Source organism: Candidatus Methanoplasma termitum (genome assembly GCF_000800805.1).
GTDB classification, from domain to species: domain Archaea; phylum Thermoplasmatota; class Thermoplasmata; order Methanomassiliicoccales; family Methanomethylophilaceae; genus Methanoplasma; species Methanoplasma termitum.
Genome location: NZ_CP010070.1, coordinates 1,036,525 through 1,053,432 on the forward strand (window position 1 = coordinate 1,036,525; position 16,908 = coordinate 1,053,432).

The following is a 16,908-nucleotide window of genomic DNA, read 5'->3' on the forward strand; positions in this document are numbered from 1 at the left end:
GCATCATTCAAAAAAGGATCTGCTGCTGTTTTTAAGTGCACCCTCCCCCTTGTTCAACTTCCTAAACACGAACAAATGCTCATGCATTGTGAGCAAGAAACTTGAATTGGAATATTTTCCAAGGTTTCTATCGCTTTCACAATTCCACTCTTTTTTTATTATATCCTCTTTAAGGACAAATCCTTCTTTCAGGAAATCGAACATAAGTCTCGCTGTTATCGGGACGAAGTGGCTTCTGTTGTGAGTGTCACCCATTAATATTGAGCAGTATGCCCCAGGCTTCAAGACCCTGTGGAATTCTTTGATCGCCTTTTTGAATTCTGAGAAAAATACATCGTAGTCATTAATCTGAGAAAGATCCCCATCAACTGATGGCGCATACTTTATTATGTTCGCATAAGGAGGATGAGTTGCGATTAGATCTATTGACTCGTCAGCGATCTTGTCCAAGTTTCTAACATCCCCGATAAATGTTCTATGAACAGTTTTTGGAATTTGTTTTTTCATTGATTCTGGGAGTTCGAGTCTGTTTCTTGTAATAGAAATTGCTCCTTGGTTGATATCGATTGATATCGAGTTTCTTCCAGTGAGCATACATTCAACCGGCGTTGTTCCGCCACCCACCATAGGATCAAGTACAAGATCTCCTGGTTTAGAATAAAGTTCAATAATATTTCTCACAACGCGCGGAGACCAATTACCGCGATATTGTGGCGTATGTGATGCCCAATCGCCGCGGTCGGGGAAACTCCAAACTGTTGTTCGTTCTAATTTGAAATCTGATGGTTGAATCCCCGAGATTTTTCCTTTTTTGTAAATTTCCCAAGGAACGATCTTTTTGTTTTCAACCACCACGTCTTCTGCCTTTGAATCGAGTATCTCTATCATAGGCTGGTATACTATATCCTTTGAAATATAAAGGTATAGACTACATGTAGTAACGTAGCCGAATCCCGGCAACTTCATTATATCAAAAAAGTCTGAATTCCTCAGATCTTCTATGGTATTGTAGCCTGCTTCCTTTAGCATTTTCTCCTTCACAGGACCAATGCCCGGTATCCCTAAACCAACGTGCTTTTTACTCAATAAACAAGAATAGATCTCACTAATAAAATAGTATAAGTCAGATAATGTCTTGTGACTTCAAAAAGAGACTTTGATGAATGGTTCTCTCACTTCCGCCGTACCATCTATGGCTATAGCTATTATGTGGATTTCAACAAAGTTATTGGAAATGTTAATGCCATAAAAATAGAACTCAATCTGATGAATTCTCTGGTAGGCTCCAAAAATATAAAAGCGGATTTTATTGCATTGGCAAAAAAATATCCTGAGATATTAAAGACAATACCAGTTCTTATTGCAGTAAGAGAGAAAGAAATTGAGATAATGGATGAGCAAGCGAAAAACATTACTTATGATTTCAACAAAAGAAACCTCTCAGCGGAAGATTATTCGGTTTTTCTTGAGAAAACTGGATTGTTCGATTTGATTTCCAAGCACATAATTTCAAATCTCAATGATTATGTGACAGGTGTTGAAACCGGATTAGATTCTAACGCCAGAAAAAACCGTGGCGGCTCTGCGATGGAGAATCTGGTAGAAAAATATCTGAAGGCGTCTGGGTGTGAATATTACGTGCAGATGTCTGCTTCAACCATTAACAAAAAATGGGGGATTAATATATCCGGGCTTTCCACAGATAGCAAAGCAGAGAAAAAATTTGATTTTGTTGTGAAACACAGGAATGAAGTGTTCGGTATCGAGGTTAACTTCTATGCCAGCGGAGGTTCTAAATTGAATGAGACCGCCCGCAGTTACAAAATGGTGGCTGCCGAATCTAAACAGATTGACAGGTTCAACTTCATATGGGTCACAGATGGTGGTGGCTGGCACAGTGCCAGAAATAACCTTAAGGAGACTTTTGAGACGATGGAACACATTTATTCAATTGCAGATCTGGAGAATGGTGTATTGAACGCTTTGTTCAAACCGTGAACAAAGACTTGTTTCCTTGGATCTATTGAAAATAATCTTACAGATTAGCCTCCGACAGAATATCGCCCATTATCTCTGATAGTGCTGCGCTGATATCAACCTCATCATCGTGCAATTTGTAAAGCCAATCTATTCCATAGTTTGCATAACCTTCGCAGATCTTAACTATTTCTTTCATATCTTTGAGCACTTCTAGCCCGCCCATGGAAAGTGCAATGGCTTTCATTATCCAAAGTCTTCCTTTTTCATCTCTGCTGAGCGTACTTAATACAAACAGATCTTGTTTGGGCGTTGCCAATGTTACACTCTTTTTGTAATAGTAACCGATTGCAGCTGCTGCAACAAACACATCCGTCTTTGAATGCTTATAGAATGGACTGTTAACGTCATCTACTATTGCATCATAAAGGTGGCTTTTTTCTTTCTCTATGGTTCCTCTGACATCTTCACTCATAATTTACCACCTTTGAACACATTGTTTTCTCATCATATCTAATCAGATATTCTTTTCCGATGTGCGGCAATAATTTCTTTCTGACAGCAGGAGAATATTCCTTATCTGTAACAAGCATCACTACTTGTGTGTCTTCCAAATAATGCGGCAGAGATTGTGCAATGTTTTCACTCGGCACATCAGAAATTCTACCAAGAGGAGTGTCGATTATCACTGGAACATCATACCCGCTTACATGGTAAAGTGCGGCAGTAAACGCAAGTGCCAGCACCTGCCTTTCACCTGCAGAAATACGCCCAAGACTTTCTTTCCCATACTCATTCTTCAAGGAGATTTTATACTGGGCTCCAAGATCTTCAATATCGACACTGGAGAAGGCTTCCTTTTTCCATATCATGTTAAAGAAATAGCTACGCGTTTCATTCTCCAATCTCTTTCTGACATCATCAACGATGCTTTTCTTTACTTCATTCATGTAAGTTTCAATGGTTTTTGCATATTCCCAAACTGCATGCGCCTTTTTTTGCTCAACGCTATTCTTTGAAGATTTTGCAATCACTGCCTTTAGTTGTTCTTTGTCTCTGTGCAAGCTTGCATATTTATTACCGACAGTTCCTATTCTTATGTTATTTTTATCTCTTTCAGATTCCAACTTTTGCCTCTCTGCATCTAATGTCCTTACTTCTTCAACGTCGCTTTTTTGGAGTGTGTGAGATATTGCATCAATGTCAGTGTTTCGTTTACTCAGATCAGAAACTAACTGTCTCTCCTTTTTGAGTAAATTCGAATACTCGGCAGTAAAATTTGTTCTTTTTAACAAATCCTCAATAACATATTTTCCATCCACGGCATCCCTTACCGTATCGTCTGGAAACACTTTGTTTAACAGTGTTTCGATAGCCACTCTATGTTCAGAGCCTTCTTCTATGCTTCTTCCACAAATACATACTCCGTTTTCAAGCAGTTCTTCGAGGAATGTATTCTTAATGTTGGGTGGCAAAACTCCTTTTTCGGTTTCACCCTCAATTAAATCTTTTGAATAACTTAACGCATGAACAGCAAAAACCACGGGCAAGCTTGACGATATTAATTCCTTTTTTGTTGTACCGACATTTTGTATTTGCCTTGCGATCCCAATTCTTTCATCCTCTAACCGGCGTCTATCTTGTTCAAGCTTGTTTATCATTGCGGGAGACTTATTCAGAAGAACTTCACGTATCTCTTCTAGTCTACTTGCGATTTTTTTATTTCTATCTACAAGTTCATCACGTTCTTTTTGGAAATTAAGCATATCTTCAGAAATCTTTTCATCTTGTTCTTGTAACACGCCTTCTTCTGGTGACGAGAACCCCTTATATTCTTTCCAAAACGTATTTACTGTTGCCTTTATTGTTTGGATTGCACTATTGAGGACATCAATTTGAGCAATTTTCTCAACGTTTGTCTTAACCTTCGATGTGTCCATGAAATATTCATCCATTTTTTCACCATCGAAGAAAAAGAACCCGACAAGCTCCTCGGGAATAAGATGCTTTTCGATATACCATTCGGGAGTTGGAACCTTTCTCCATCCCTTTTGACCATCGATTTCGTTTACAATGCCCGCAGTGGGGCCGTTTCTGAACACCTTACCATTTTCTTTAACATATTCGCATTTTCTTTCAATGCTACATTCTGCTTCTTTTTCGCCCCACTTTGTTGTGACTCTGACAACTATTGTTTCCCCCTCGGATAGCGTTTTTTCAGCATGATCGTTTAGAATTCCTGTTGAGACATTGATTACTTTGTCACCATACATACACCACAAAATCGCACTCATGAGATTGGATTTCCCGGCACCGTTTGCTCCCTGGATCATGGTGAAATTTTTCTTAGGATCGGTCGAAATCGGAATTACTGTCGTTCCCCCAAATTGTTTGAAATTCTCTATCGTAATATCAAGGAGTTTCATTTTTATACCCCTTTTTAATAGTGTCCTTACACCTATTGATCTTCAAGGTTTTCACTTCCGTACCGTTTCCTAGTTCGACCTCTGCCTTGAAAATACTTTTCAATGCCTCTTTTGTAGCATTGCTTGCATCTAATCCATCTATTCCAGTCATTACCAGTGAATTTTTAACGCGACTCATTACAATCACCCAATACAATTCCTCTTTTTTCAGCTTCTTTTTTGATGGCCGTCATGCTTTCACTATGGTTCATTGAATATATTGAAAATTCACAAAACCTTCTAAATTCTTTGTTAAAAATATCAGATTCAGCATCACGATACTTTCCAGATTCTTCACCGGGGATGACGATGAAGTCAAAGATGTTTGCATGTGTTTTTTCTGACTTTGTTTTCTCATTGAAATATCTTCTCAACACCCGGCCTCTTCTTTGGATATATTCTCTGGGATTTCCAGTGCTTGCCATAATTATTGCATTTTCCGTAGAAGGAACATCCACTCCTTCGTCTAAACATTTTATTGCAACAAGGGCCCTAAGATCTCCATTACTGAATAGTTTGAGAATCTCTTTTCTTTCGGCGTGCTGTTCACTTGATGTGAAACGCCTGCACACAATATTGTCTTGATTCAGTATAGTTATTATTCTTTCTGTGTACGTGATGTTATCGTCATCACTTCCATCAGAACAATAAACTATGCAATGATTTAAGAACCCTTTCTTATTCCATTCTTCGAGGTTTTCACCGAATGCAGTCACTTTTGCTGCAGCTCGTTTTACTATTCTGGATCTATTTATGCGCAGTTGCTCCAACGCTTTTTTTGCGGATTCACTCATCTCTTCTTTTGGATCAGCGCCTGCATATTTTGCGATTTTTTTAGTAAGTTCCGCATACTCTCCCAGTTCTTCTGGGTTGCATGAAACAAAAATTGGGTAGTAGTTATATGGCGTTAGATAAGACTTTCCAGTATCTGGATTAATTGTTTTGATTGCTTTCTCCAAAGAAAAGTCAAAGACACTCCCACCAAAATAATCAACTATTGCCTCGCTTCCTTCATCATCAAAATACCTAGTCGGTGTCGCACTTAAACCGAGCCTATAACTATAATCCTCTGATAACCCTTCACGATATTTGGTAGCTCCTGCATTATGAACCTCATCACCTATGATTATCTTCCTTATTTTGAGGCTTCCAATCATCTCTGCAATTGCTCTGGTAGCAAGCGTATCATATGTTGTTAACACAATTAAATTATCAATAACTCCAAACTTCAGAAGATTTACCGATTCTCTTAGGATTGGTTTCCATACTTTAGAACTGTCAAAAGCCTGTACTATATTCAAATCATCCTTGAAACTGTCAAATGTATCTCTAATCGTAACATCCCACTGTGGAATCAGATGTTGAAATGGCACCGCGACTATCAAAATAAATTTGGAAATATTGTTCTTTGCTAATATTTGCTTAACGGCGTTTGTTGCTGCATAAGTTTTACCCGTCCCGGTGGCCATGCTGAATATTCCAATTCCGTTGTTTTTGATCCAGCTATCGATGGCTTTTTGCTGATAATCCCTCAGTCTATTTTTTCCTGTTGCTTTTTTCTTAAATATATGAAGATCCAACACACTTTTCGGTACGAGCTCAATCCATTGATTTTTTAATGCCAAAGGAAAAGGTACAGTCTTTTTTCGTACGTCGGTTCCGTAATTCCAATATCTCTCAAACCGCTCTATGCGATTTTTAATACGATTGTCATCCCCTCGCCAATCACAATAAACATCAAAATCTTCAATATTAACAGATAAAGCTGCCCCTGTTGCATTAATTGATCCAGAAAACGCAACAGTGTTTTTTCCATCTTTCAGTATTCCGTATTTATTATGAAAAATACCTTCCTTATCCACTGATGAACGAACTCGCCCTTCATCGTCAACTAACAACACAATTCTGATCTCCAAAAATCCATTTGCGACCATCCAACCCAGCGCTTGAGTGCCGTCGTTTTCGATCTCTTTCGAAGTCAGGGTTTTTGCCAGCACGACCCCTAATTGTTCGCTCAGCGCATCAGGATTATTCATTGCTTTATCGAGTATTTCAGCATCTTCCTTACTTAGGATCGGAGATGTTAACAGTCTCATTTTCCCTTTATTGGCTATAAAATTAGCAATGCCCTGTGCAGATGCTGAAAGAGATGAAGAAGTGAAAAACCCAGATTGCCTGTCATATTCTAAAGCTGCACTCAGTGCGGGCTCAAAAAACTCAATAACTATATCATTAAAGTTTGAATCGTAGGATTCTTTAAAATCTATTTCTTTTAGCCCCATTAGTTCTACCTATCAGAAAAAAGATCTCTTACCCTGATAAAAATATAGTGATCCAGACTGAAACAAATCTGATCGTTCTTGTTTAGAGTATAACTATATTTTCACTCAAAACAACATCTCTCTGTTTCTTCTTCCCAAGTATTTCCTGTATCTTGGAACTGTGAAGCCCTTTGATCTTCTCAACCTCATCAGAGTTATAGTTGGGAGTCCCTTTGGCAATGATCACATCACCGCAAACGATATCCACGATCTCTCCGCTTGAGAAATGCCCCGACACTCCCACTACTCCCGCCGGCAGCAGGGACTTGTGATCTCTTATCGCCCTTTCCGCCCCTTCGTCAACAAAGATCGTTCCCTGCGATCTCGCTGATTTCAGCCACCTTCTCTTTTTCGATATCTGGGTATCTGAAATAAAGATGGTTCCGATATCCTCTCCCCTGACAGACTTCAGCACAGCCTCGTCGATCGAACTCAGAATGATCATCATCCTGCAGCCCGCATCCTTGCATATCTCCGCCGCTCTGATCTTCGTCCTCATCCCGCCGACGCCCATCCCGCTCACCGAGTCCCCCGCCATCTCTCTGATCTCCGGCGTGATCTCTTCAACAACGGAAATGAACTTAGCATCCTTGTGGATGTTCGGGTTCTTGTCGTACAATCCGTCCACATCCGACATTATTATCAGAAGGTCCGCATCCACTCTGCTCGCCAACACAGCGGACAATGTATCGTTGTCCCCGAACACCGCTCCTATCTCCTTGATGGAAACAGCGTCATTCTCATTGAAGATCGGAACTACATTATGCTTTAGAAGCGAATCAATGGTATTATTCAAATTAAGAACACTATCTCTATCAGAATAGATATCCATCGTCAGAAGTATCTGAGCAACGATTATCCCCTGTTTCTGGAAACTCTCTATCCACTTCTGCATCAGTATGCTCTGACCCACCGACGAAGCGGCCTGCCTTATCGGAATGTCGTTCGGATTCGGTTTAACTCCCATCACCTTGAGCCCGATCCCGATCGCTCCCGACGTAACGATGAGAACTTCCTTCCCTTGATCCTTGAGCGCCTTCACCTGCTCCGCGATGGAATCCATCATATCCTTGGAAGCGGTCGAACTTCCTTTGGTGATGGTTGTTGTTCCTACCTTAATGACGATCCTTTCGACATCTCCGAGGAGTTCTTTTCTTCCCATAGTATCACAAACTGAATTCCTTATCCAATTTCTTGTGGATGTACTTCTTTGCGTTCTTTCCGACGTAATCCTTTACCACCTGACCGTTCCCCACAAGCACATACTTGTAGATCATCAGTCCCTCCATCCCCACCGGGCCTCTCGAGTGGATCTTGTTGGTGCTTATCCCGACCTCTGCGCCCTTTCCGTATCTGAACCCGTCCGCGAATCTTGTTGATGCGTTGATGAACACATCCGCCGAATCCACCGACCTTACGAACTCTGCCTGTTTCTCTTTGTTACCGGTGATGATCGCGTCCGTGTGGTGAGATCCGTGCTTATTGATGAAGTCGATCGCTTCCTCGATATCTTCCACTATTGCTATCGATATTATCAGGTCGTTGTATTCGGCGTCCCAATCCTCATCCGTCGCATCAATGACCTTGGGATCTTTCGGGATCAACCTCTTGGCTCTTTTGTCCGATCTTACTTCCACGCCGTTCTCGATGAACAGTTTGACCATCCTCGGAAGGAATTCCTCGGCAATGTCCCAATTCACCAACAGTGTCTCGACCGCATTGCAAACAGCGGGATACTGTATCTTCGAATCCAACGTTACAGCAAGTGCCAGATCCACATCCGCTTCATCGTCTACGTAGATGTGACATATCCCCGCCGAATGACCTAACACCGGGATCTTCGTGTTATTCTGAATGTACTTGACGAACTCGTACGACCCCCTCGGTATCAAAAGATCGATGTCCCCGTCCATCTTGAGTATCTCGCTGATGTCCTCCCTGGACTCCATCAGCACGAATGCTTCTTTAGGAACGGCCGCTTCAGCGGCCGCTTCCGTAAGAACATCGAATAAGACCTTGTTCGAATGCTTTGCCTCGGAACCGCCTTTGAACGCTACGGCGTTACCGCTTTTCAAACAAAGCGACAATATCTGCGGAACGACGTCCGGACGCGACTCGAATATCACTCCCAGCATCCCTATCGGACATTTGATCTGATAAAGTATCAGGTCATCGTCCAACTTAACGGAGGACATCGTCTCTCCCACCGGATCGTCGAGCTTTATCACATCTTTGATCCCGTCGATCATCCCGGTTATCTTCTCATCGTTGACCTTCAGCCTCTTCACCAAAGAATCGGACAGGTCGCCTTTCTTTGCCATCTGTTCGGCGTTGGAAACATCCTTGGCGTTGGCTTCCAGGATCTTCTTCCTATTGTCATCTAAAGCATCCGCCATAGCTTTGAGTGCTTTGTTCTTCGTCTCCGTGTCAAGGGTCGCAAGTACCAGCGCCGCGGACTTGGCTTTCTTTATCTCCGATGTGACATTGCTCATATTCTGAAACACCTTATGATATTCAGATATTAAGAGATTTGATTACAGTTTTCTCAGCAGATCGTTGCGGTCGGTTTCGACCTGTTTCTCATATTCTGACATTTCATCGGTTCTGATATAGCTCCTCATGCGCTCCAATTCCGATTGGTCCGATTGGTGATCGTGCATATTGGAATAATACCTAAGCCAGGAACGCTCTATCTGACCGTCATCCTTGTAGGCGAACCTGTCGACAATCTCGTCGCGCGTATTTCCTCTGCAGACCGAACAATCGCACATGAGCGGATGGCTCGTTGCTTTCCACAGATCTTTTGATACTCTGATCGAAGCATGGTGTACAGCAACATCGAATTCATCTATTCCATCCAGGTCGGCGGGCGGCTCCTCCATGTTGCGCATATACATAAATTTAGGCGAAACAGAGTGTTTTTTCCTCGTTATCGAATCCATCCCATGTTGTATGAGATAATCCTCCAGATCCGAATTCACTCCGGTCATATATTCATGATCTCCCTTTGCCGGCACCTCGGAACAATTTACTATAGCACACATATCGTTCCTGCGTCCCCATAACTCCGCATACTGTAACGAGTTAGTGTATGGATTCGCATATATCATATTCACGATCGTTATCATTCCGGACCTCGATAGGTCGCACAACACATCCAGTTTCTTTGAGAAAATTACCGGGGCCTCATCCATTCTGAGCTGCGGTACGGCTCCTTTGTCATAGTTATCCTCCGCAGACTGACACCAATCAACTATCATCCGCTCAAATGCCCTGTGACCGGAATCGATCGGAGGGATGTTTATGTAATCCATGTCTTCTACCGAACACTGCATGTCAAATGCGATCTTGAACGGTCTTTTATCATCGAGTTTCAAAGCCGGCAACTGCAATATCGGAAATGATGGGCACATGAAAGTCGAATCGGACATTGACTGCAGCTTACGCCGAGTGTCATTCACTACCCCGTTGTTCTTCAAGAACTTTTGATATTTTCCTCCTGTCTTCAGATCCACCGGCAGTGCCGCAATGGGTGATGATATCTCTCCTCTGTATCCGAGAAAGGACTTTGCCGTCAATTCCGTCGTCGAGATAGGTCGCGTGGGAGTCTCGAACGATCTGGAGCTGCTCACCTTTACACTCAGTGTGCGCGCACCTTTACTGGCCATCGATGAATCCACATATCCGACCTTGACAGATTCGATCATTCACTTTCTCCTGCGGTGCAATGTCCTCTCGAATACGATCGATTCGTCTGTGAATTCTGGATAACGAGTGTAGATATAGGTCATTATCCCGTTCGAATCGAATTGCTGAAGATCCGCTCTCAGCAGCTTTAGCTTATTCATCTGCTCCGGAGTCAACTTGTCGAGGGCTTCCTTTCCCGAGGCTTTTCCCTTTTCGGTCAAGAAGAACCTTTCCTGTTCCGAGTTGGTCCTGCCTCTTGATTCCACAAGCCCTATGTCCATAAGCGAAGCGATATTCCTGTCTATCGCCTCGGTGTATGGACCGAACTTATAAGCTCTGAATCCGGGATTCTCAGACGGAATGTCATTTTCCTGTGCAAATTCATAGAGGATAACAAAGATCTGTTTCTGCAGCTTTATTATTCCGGAGACTGGCGCCCCGTCACCCACATATAGCCAGGCGAGGATCCAGTCCGAAACGAACAAGAACTGATGGTCCCTTGCATAATCCATCAGGCGCTGTGCCTCCTGCGGCGTGTACTCCACCTTACTGCATCTTGGGCACTGATAATAGAAATAACTGAAACCATCCGGTAGCTTGATGTCTTTACGCGACATTTCACATACGCAAGAATCTGCTTTCTTTTTCACTGAAACGGCAGTCATATCGGCTCCAGGTGTGAAACGCTCCAAAGGCTCTCCCCTTCAAAGCTGAATTCATCCAATATTATGTTGTATATTTTTTTGTCCCTACTTGAACATACCCTTTTCGATCCTCTGCGGAACGGCTTCCCTGTTCTCTTATTTTTAGGACAATCTATCGTCGAGGACAACATATCACATAGTGTGTATGCATCTATGTGGAATATTCTCATATGAACGAACGCCGAATCGGAAATCCTTACACCGCGATCCTCGAATTGACAGTCGTCCTTTTTCATTATTTGCGACAAGCTCTTTTCTTCCTCCCTTCTTCACAAAGAATGCATCCCCACGAGCAGTTACCATATGTCCTTCCGCATATAAATCACATTGGCCGATTTGGAAATCCGCATTACCCAGAATAGCAATAATCGCTTTCAAAAAATTGTATAGGATCTGTATTTCCGGCCTATCGTTCGGCATTCTGTATTTCAATTCGGTTTCACTCCCTGTTTCTGTTCATCGTTTGAATGAAATCATTTATGATTTACATTAAATTAGTATGAATCATAAATGATTGGTATCTCACTTTTCTTTTGCTTCACCGAGGCATTTGTACTGTGCCTTCGCCGTTTCACGCTTTAGGCGGTTGCGTTCATAGAACCATTCCTCCTTCCGTTTGAGTTCCTTTCTGATCTCGGTAACGTCATATCCAGAATATTTTTCAGCCGCATCCACAAAGGCAGTGATCATACTCGCGGTTAGCTGATAATCGTACCCCTCGCAATAATCAAATCCGTCCTCCCTTTCGATACGTTTGATCTCTTCATTGAATGAAACGTAGAGGAAATCGTATTTGTACATATGATGATCAAAGAAATAATTAGGAACGTAAAGCAGATGCTTAACGCCCAATGCCGAAAGGGATCCGTATCTTCTGTATATGCGTCCCTTGACATACCACTCGGGCAGATCTTCGGGGCGCATCTTCGTCCAATATCTTCCCTCGGAGTACAAACGGCCCATCGGGTCTGACGGCGCATATCTGTCATCTTCAGTAAATATGTACTCGCTATCCAGATAGAGTTTCGCTTTGAACCTATTGCTCTTCTTTTTGCCGGTCTGTCCTTCGGTAGCATCTTTGTCCGCCCTTTCAATACCACTTCGGGATGTGCTCATTGAACCATTCCTCCTTCTGTTTGAGTTCTTTAACGATGCTCGTTATATCATAACCGGAATACTCTTCGGCGGCCGAAACAAAATCAACCAGCAGCGGCCCGCGAATGACCAGATCGTATCCTTCCAACCGATACCGGCCGTCGTCTCCTGTCTGTTTGATCTCATCAAAATATGAGATATAGAGCACATCGCCATCCAAATTACAATCTGCATGATAGTTTGGTTCAAAGAAGAGATGTTTAACGCCCTTTGCGGAAACGTATCCGTACTCTCCGAACACGCGACTGAGAATGAACCACTCCGGAAGGTCTTTCGGAAGGATCTTCGTTTTATGGATCCCGTTGGAATACAGATACCCATCCCGATCGGTTTCGTCAATACGGCCATCGCGCCGTGAATGCATGATACACCTGGGGGTGTAGAGTATCGGGTCGAACTTTTCGCTCATTTCATCACTATCCCGATATTCGCAAACTCGCTTTTTGCCGTCCATCCGGATGCTCCATGCTCATCCTCTTTCAGGTGCAGAAACTCCTTGATCATGTACATCTTGAACTCTACAGATATCCAGCATGCGAACTGTAGCGCGATGTCGCTGTGCGCATGTATGCCCCCTCCCCTTCCGGCCCTGATCATAAGCCCCGTCGCACCTGTAGCATCGATCCATTTTTTCGGCGAGAACAAGAATGCATTGGCCTCCGCCTCTTTCTTGAACTCCTCGAACTGATCAAGTTTGAAATTCGGATTATTCAGGTATTCCCACATACCGAGAAATTCAATGGTGTCTTGTTGCCGCATCCAACTTTCGACAACAGCCTTCGGTTCAGTTGGATTTTTATATCTGGCTATTTCAATCAAAGATAAGTACTCGCCTTTCTTAGATCGGTTGTTCATAAGATCCGCTTCGGAGGTCGATTTGGTCTCCGATGTCTTTTGTATTGATGCTAAATGCCTCATTTTCCTCACCTCATTTGTTCGCCGCCGGCCCTGATCGAAAAACACTGTCAAACTGCGATCTGACAGTGTTTCTCAGAGTGGGCCCGGTTGAGGGGATTCTAACTCTGGCATTCAGCTCCGAAAGCTGAAGGAATTATCCTTTGTCTGCCGATACGCATTGATGATAAATAATGGTTTCAGTAAAAGCACCGCCTTCTCCGACCGTGAGAGATGTCGTGCTCATTGATTACGAATCTTTAAACTCAAAATATTCTATATGCATAAACAGATAATTCTTTATATATTATTATCATTTTGTGCATATATGCTCTCTAAAAATGAACTCCTTGCGCTGAGAGGGATCAACAGCGGCTCCAACGATGTCAAGACTCTCTCCGCATTTTTAGATATCAGCAAACCTCAGACCTATAAGATCGTGAGGTCCCTTTTTGATAAAGAGTTCATCTTCCTCAGACTTGGTACGCTTCTCATAGAAAAAAAGGCACACATCGCAATCCTGCTGGATATTCTGAATGACTCTCCCGATTCGTACATAGTGCTTTCCGACAGCGGAACGGAAATAATCAGAACTCTCGTCGAACCGTGCACTGTCTCGGAAATATCTTCCAAAACAGGATTGCATCAGACCACCATCACAAGAAAGATCGACCTGATGAGAAGAATGGGCATGGTCAAAAAAGATGATATAGTGTATTCAATAAACGAAGAAATGTGGCCAAAGCTTGCGGAGTTTGCGCATTCTTACGACGAGTACACAAAGCACGTAGACCCGAGAGTGCCTTTCGGTTCCGAGATCTATTACTCATCAAAAGAACTTGTTGTGTTCTCAAACAAAAAAGAGTTGAAGAAAAAAAGAACAGCGTTCTCAAGGTATGCTGATTTTGGGATGAACATCTATCCGGGAACGAATTACTACTGCTGCATCGATCGCGAACTCGACATCAGGGATATCTTTCTCCATTCTCTTTATGTTGTTGAAAAAGACAACAACTGGAGGAGTAAAATGCTTGCTTTGATCTTCTATGCAATGCATAAAGATGAACTGATTGACATAAAGCACCCGATAGTCGATGACATGCATATGGTGTTGAACGGCGTATCTGTTGAAAAATGGGGCACATTGGGAGAAATGAACGAACGCGCAAAGATGTACGGAGTTGACCTTTATGATCAGTGATTTCAAAGAGATACACAAATTCTTCGACGAAGTATCAAAGCATATTGGCGAAAGGGTAGATATCTATCTCATCGGCGGCGGGGCACTGATGTACCACAAAAGCAAGAACCTAACAAAGGACATAGACCTTGTCGTGAACACGGAAAGAGAGTTCGATCTGATTGTGCTGGCTCTAAAGAACATGAGTTTCAGATTGGAGCTGCCAGATCACCACTCGTATTCCAGATTGAACATATCTCAGATGTTCGTCAAAGATGAATTCAGGATCGATCTTTTCTGTAAGACCGTCTGCAGAAAGTTCTCTCTTTCCGAAGGTATGATCAAAAGAGCTACAACAATTAGAGCGTTTGGAAACATCCTTTTACATGTTTGCTCAGAAGAAGATATCCTTCTGTTCAAGTGCATTACAGATAGACCGGGAGACCTTGACGATTGCATGCGCATCACCTATGAGCACCTGTTGGACTGGGACATCGTACTGAGGGAAGCTCAGGAACAATCAAGGACGGGGAAAGACGTGTGGATAACATGGATCACGGAAAGACTAGAAATTCTTGAGGAGAATAATATCAAGGTGCCCATTATCAATGAAATGCGCAGTCTCTCTGAAGAATGTAGAGAAAAATGGGAAATGGATCTTTTGTCTAGAAACCCCGACGCAAAACTGGATTGATCTTTCCGCTGAGCCATTATTACTGTTAATAAGCTTGAATCGGTTCCGAATGATATTTTAAATATCAAAACCTGATTGCATGAAACGGGCCGAGGTAATCTAGTCCGGTAAGGTGGTGGTCTCGAAAACCACTGGCGTTCCGCCTCGGGAGTTCAAATCTCCTCCTCGGCGCCACTTTTCAAAAATTTCAAAGAGAAGATTCAATATTCGATGTTCGATATGGAAAATAACATGGATATCCGTAGTTCTATACGCAGCAGGGATCTTATCAAAGAGGACATACCTGATGCGCTTGAGGTCTCCAGGGAAGAACTGGGTTCCGATTATCTCACCGAAAATGATTTCTTAGGGATCATAAACTCGGATTCCGCTTTCTGTAAAGCAGCAATATACAAAGGGCGGTTAGCGGGTTTTGAGATGTGCCGGATATTCGGTCCCGAACAAGCGGATGGAATGCTGCACCTTCCGGATTCGCCTGACAAGGATCACTTCCTTTCCAAAAAGAAGATCGGTCTTTTCGATTCGGTCGCTGTCAGAAGGGACCTTCAGGGTCTCGGAATCGGCACCGAGCTCGAGAGCTCCTGTCTCAGGGAATTCACATCCAGGGATGTCGATATCATATGCGCCATGGCCTGGAAGAGCGTGGACGGCACGATCAATGCCAAAAAAGTTCTGGAAAGGATGGGCCTCACCCCTCACATCGAGGTCCCGAACTACTGGAACCAGATGGTGGACTCTCCGGGCGGCCATGATTGTCCGGTGTGCGGAAGACCGTGTAAATGCTCGGCCGTCCTTTACTACAAAGACATGAAGTGATCAGTCCATTCCGTGTTCCTTTCGGACCTGTTTCCTTTTGTAGAGGGACGTAGCAACAGTGATCCCGAGCACAGCGAGTATGATGATCAGCGAGTAAATGACATCGATGTGGAACGTTTCGTCCTTGGGCACGCCCAGCAGATATTGCTGGATCGCCGGCAGTATCATCTTTATCCCTATGAATGCCAGGATCACGCCCAGACCGTACTTCAGATACTCCAGGTGTTCCATGGATCCCTTTATCGCAAAGAACAGTGACCTGAGTCCCATCACGGCGAAGATGTTGGATGTGTAAATGATGAACCTGGCGGTCTCTATATCCAGTCTTATTGTCACAGAGAACACCGCGGGTATGGAATCGAAAGCGAACATGATATCGGTCAGTTCGATCACGATGATACAGAGAAGCAGCGGGGTCATCAGCTTCACGCCGTTATGCATTGTGAACAGCTTATCCCCGTCATAATGCGGGGAGACCTTGAACCATCTGCTCAGCCTCTTTGCCATCTTGTTCTCTCCGCCTTCCTCCTCTTTCTTGAAGACGGTCTTGATCGCGGTGTAGATCAATATCGCACCGAATATGTAAATGATGAAATCGAATGCGGCTATGAGCTCCGTCCCTACGAATATGAATATCCCTCTGAACACCAAAGCCCCTATTATCCCATAGAAGAGTGCTTTGTGCTGGTACTCGTCCGGCACCATGAAGTATGCGAAGATTATGATGAATACGAACAGATTGTCGATGCTCATCATCTCTTCGATCACATATGCGGTGATATATGCGGTGAGATTGCCGGTGCCCTGTCCCGGCTCCGACAACAGGAAAATAATTATGCCGAAGGCAAGTGCCAGGGCCACCCAGAACGCCGTCATCTGCAATGCGCGCTTGGTGGTGATGTGCTTGGACCCTTTGTTGAACAGCCCGAGATCAAAGGCGAACATCGTCCCGATGATCGCAAAGAACATTACCCACATCCACCATTCGAACATCGCTTATTGCCCTTCCCTTCAG

The 16,908-nt window shown here is 43.4% G+C and carries 18 protein-coding genes and 1 tRNA gene; 5 read left to right on the forward strand and 14 right to left on the reverse strand.

What is annotated here, in order from left to right; genetic code table 11:
- Positions 1-3 precede the first annotated feature (3 nt).
- On the reverse strand, positions 4-1,086 hold the full coding sequence (locus Mpt1_RS04990; protein ID WP_148305841.1) for a DNA methyltransferase: 1,083 nt from the start codon (positions 1,084-1,086) through the stop codon (positions 4-6).
- Positions 1,087-1,137: 51 nt separating this feature from the next.
- Between Mpt1_RS04990 and Mpt1_RS04995 the strand changes: the two genes are divergently transcribed.
- The gene (locus Mpt1_RS04995) at positions 1,138-1,998 is read left to right on the forward strand and encodes a type II restriction endonuclease (RefSeq protein ID WP_048112772.1); all 861 of its coding nucleotides are present in this window, start codon (positions 1,138-1,140) and stop codon (positions 1,996-1,998) included.
- A 37-nt stretch (positions 1,999-2,035) separates the two neighbouring features.
- On the opposite strand, the gene Mpt1_RS05000 is transcribed toward Mpt1_RS04995, so the two are convergent.
- From Mpt1_RS05000 to Mpt1_RS05055, 12 genes are all read right to left on the reverse strand, one after another.
- The gene (locus tag Mpt1_RS05000) at positions 2,036-2,452 is read right to left on the reverse strand and encodes a hypothetical protein (RefSeq protein ID WP_048112774.1); all 417 of its coding nucleotides are present in this window, start codon (positions 2,450-2,452) and stop codon (positions 2,036-2,038) included.
- Positions 2,445-4,403: an AAA family ATPase gene (locus Mpt1_RS05005; RefSeq protein ID WP_048112777.1), complete on the reverse strand. Its 1,959-nt coding sequence runs from the start codon at positions 4,401-4,403 to the stop codon at positions 2,445-2,447. Before Mpt1_RS05005 ends, Mpt1_RS05000 begins: the two co-directional genes overlap by 8 nt.
- Positions 4,390-4,554, reverse strand: coding sequence for a hypothetical protein (locus Mpt1_RS05010; RefSeq protein WP_158386771.1), 165 nt, complete (start codon positions 4,552-4,554; stop codon positions 4,390-4,392). The genes Mpt1_RS05005 and Mpt1_RS05010 overlap by 14 nt, the downstream gene beginning before the upstream one ends.
- 13 nt (positions 4,555-4,567) lie before the next feature.
- Positions 4,568-6,724, reverse strand: coding sequence for a DEAD/DEAH box helicase family protein (locus Mpt1_RS05015; RefSeq protein WP_048112782.1), 2,157 nt, complete (start codon positions 6,722-6,724; stop codon positions 4,568-4,570).
- A gap of 82 nt (positions 6,725-6,806) precedes the next feature.
- A complete protein-coding gene (proB, locus tag Mpt1_RS05020) occupies positions 6,807-7,925 on the reverse strand; it encodes a glutamate 5-kinase (protein WP_048112784.1) in 1,119 nt (372 codons plus the stop codon).
- Positions 7,926-7,929: 4 nt separating this feature from the next.
- The gene (locus tag Mpt1_RS05025; RefSeq protein WP_048112786.1) at positions 7,930-9,255 is read right to left on the reverse strand and encodes a glutamate-5-semialdehyde dehydrogenase; all 1,326 of its coding nucleotides are present in this window, start codon (positions 9,253-9,255) and stop codon (positions 7,930-7,932) included.
- A 42-nt stretch (positions 9,256-9,297) separates the two neighbouring features.
- Positions 9,298-10,470, reverse strand: coding sequence for a hypothetical protein (locus tag Mpt1_RS05030; protein ID WP_048112788.1), 1,173 nt, complete (start codon positions 10,468-10,470; stop codon positions 9,298-9,300).
- Complete coding sequence (locus Mpt1_RS05035; protein ID WP_148305842.1) at positions 10,471-11,067, reverse strand: hypothetical protein; 597 nt, start codon at positions 11,065-11,067, stop codon at positions 10,471-10,473.
- Positions 11,068-11,111: 44 nt separating this feature from the next.
- The gene (locus Mpt1_RS07610; protein ID WP_148305843.1) at positions 11,112-11,402 is read right to left on the reverse strand and encodes a hypothetical protein; all 291 of its coding nucleotides are present in this window, start codon (positions 11,400-11,402) and stop codon (positions 11,112-11,114) included.
- Positions 11,403-11,676: 274 nt separating this feature from the next.
- Positions 11,677-12,270: a hypothetical protein gene (locus Mpt1_RS05045; protein WP_048112794.1), complete on the reverse strand. Its 594-nt coding sequence runs from the start codon at positions 12,268-12,270 to the stop codon at positions 11,677-11,679.
- Positions 12,245-12,718, reverse strand: coding sequence for a hypothetical protein (locus Mpt1_RS05050; RefSeq protein ID WP_048112796.1), 474 nt, complete (start codon positions 12,716-12,718; stop codon positions 12,245-12,247). The genes Mpt1_RS05045 and Mpt1_RS05050 overlap by 26 nt, the downstream gene beginning before the upstream one ends.
- Positions 12,715-13,227 carry a KilA-N domain-containing protein gene (locus Mpt1_RS05055; protein ID WP_052399293.1) on the reverse strand — a complete coding sequence of 171 codons (513 nt, stop codon included), beginning with the start codon at positions 13,225-13,227 and terminating at the stop codon, positions 12,715-12,717. Before Mpt1_RS05055 ends, Mpt1_RS05050 begins: the two co-directional genes overlap by 4 nt.
- 304 nt (positions 13,228-13,531) lie before the next feature.
- Between Mpt1_RS05055 and Mpt1_RS05060 the strand changes: the two genes are divergently transcribed.
- The 4 genes from Mpt1_RS05060 to Mpt1_RS07465 all read left to right on the forward strand — a co-directional run bounded on the left by Mpt1_RS05060 (position 13,532) and on the right by Mpt1_RS07465 (position 15,893).
- Entirely contained in the window at positions 13,532-14,404 is an 873-nt protein-coding gene (locus Mpt1_RS05060; RefSeq protein WP_048112797.1) for an ArsR/SmtB family transcription factor, read from the forward strand.
- Positions 14,394-15,077, forward strand: a complete 684-nt coding sequence (locus Mpt1_RS05065; RefSeq protein WP_048112799.1) for a DUF6036 family nucleotidyltransferase — start codon at positions 14,394-14,396, stop codon at positions 15,075-15,077. The genes Mpt1_RS05060 and Mpt1_RS05065 overlap by 11 nt, the downstream gene beginning before the upstream one ends.
- Positions 15,078-15,165: 88 nt before the next feature.
- Positions 15,166-15,251: transfer RNA gene (locus Mpt1_RS05070), tRNA-Ser, on the forward strand.
- Between the two features lie 36 nt (positions 15,252-15,287).
- Complete coding sequence (locus Mpt1_RS07465) at positions 15,288-15,893, forward strand: GNAT family N-acetyltransferase (RefSeq protein WP_082007261.1); 606 nt, start codon at positions 15,288-15,290, stop codon at positions 15,891-15,893.
- Here Mpt1_RS07465 and Mpt1_RS05080 read toward each other — a convergent pair whose 3' ends face one another.
- Positions 15,894-16,886 (reverse strand): TerC/Alx family metal homeostasis membrane protein, encoded by a 993-nt coding sequence (locus Mpt1_RS05080; protein WP_048112803.1) that lies wholly within the window; start codon positions 16,884-16,886, stop codon positions 15,894-15,896. It lies immediately after the preceding gene.
- Positions 16,887-16,908: the final 22 nt, after the last annotated feature.

Excerpts from the sequence above, each read along its gene's own strand:
- Mpt1_RS05035 (WP_148305842.1), bottom strand. The coding sequence starts at position 11,067 with ATGTCGCGTAAAGACATCAAGCTACCGGATGGTTTCAGTTATTTCTAT.
- Mpt1_RS05025 (WP_048112786.1), bottom strand. The coding sequence starts at position 9,255 with ATGAGCAATGTCACATCGGAGATAAAGAAAGCCAAGTCCGCGGCGCTG.
- Mpt1_RS05045 (WP_048112794.1), bottom strand. The coding sequence starts at position 12,270 with ATGAGCACATCCCGAAGTGGTATTGAAAGGGCGGACAAAGATGCTACC.
- Mpt1_RS05060 (WP_048112797.1), top strand. The coding sequence starts at position 13,532 with ATGCTCTCTAAAAATGAACTCCTTGCGCTGAGAGGGATCAACAGCGGC.
- Mpt1_RS05015 (WP_048112782.1), bottom strand. The coding sequence starts at position 6,724 with ATGGGGCTAAAAGAAATAGATTTTAAAGAATCCTACGATTCAAACTTT.
- Mpt1_RS05080 (WP_048112803.1), bottom strand. The coding sequence starts at position 16,886 with ATGTTCGAATGGTGGATGTGGGTAATGTTCTTTGCGATCATCGGGACG.
- Mpt1_RS05000 (WP_048112774.1), bottom strand. The coding sequence starts at position 2,452 with ATGAGTGAAGATGTCAGAGGAACCATAGAGAAAGAAAAAAGCCACCTT.
- Mpt1_RS07465 (WP_082007261.1), top strand. The coding sequence starts at position 15,288 with ATGTTCGATATGGAAAATAACATGGATATCCGTAGTTCTATACGCAGC.
- Mpt1_RS05010 (WP_158386771.1), bottom strand. The coding sequence starts at position 4,554 with ATGACTGGAATAGATGGATTAGATGCAAGCAATGCTACAAAAGAGGCA.
- proB (WP_048112784.1), bottom strand. The coding sequence starts at position 7,925 with ATGGGAAGAAAAGAACTCCTCGGAGATGTCGAAAGGATCGTCATTAAG.
- Mpt1_RS05055 (WP_052399293.1), bottom strand. The coding sequence starts at position 13,227 with ATGAGGCATTTAGCATCAATACAAAAGACATCGGAGACCAAATCGACC.
- Mpt1_RS05030 (WP_048112788.1), bottom strand. The coding sequence starts at position 10,470 with ATGATCGAATCTGTCAAGGTCGGATATGTGGATTCATCGATGGCCAGT.
- Mpt1_RS05050 (WP_048112796.1), bottom strand. The coding sequence starts at position 12,718 with ATGAGCGAAAAGTTCGACCCGATACTCTACACCCCCAGGTGTATCATG.
- Mpt1_RS05065 (WP_048112799.1), top strand. The coding sequence starts at position 14,394 with ATGATCAGTGATTTCAAAGAGATACACAAATTCTTCGACGAAGTATCA.
- Mpt1_RS05005 (WP_048112777.1), bottom strand. The coding sequence starts at position 4,403 with ATGAAACTCCTTGATATTACGATAGAGAATTTCAAACAATTTGGGGGA.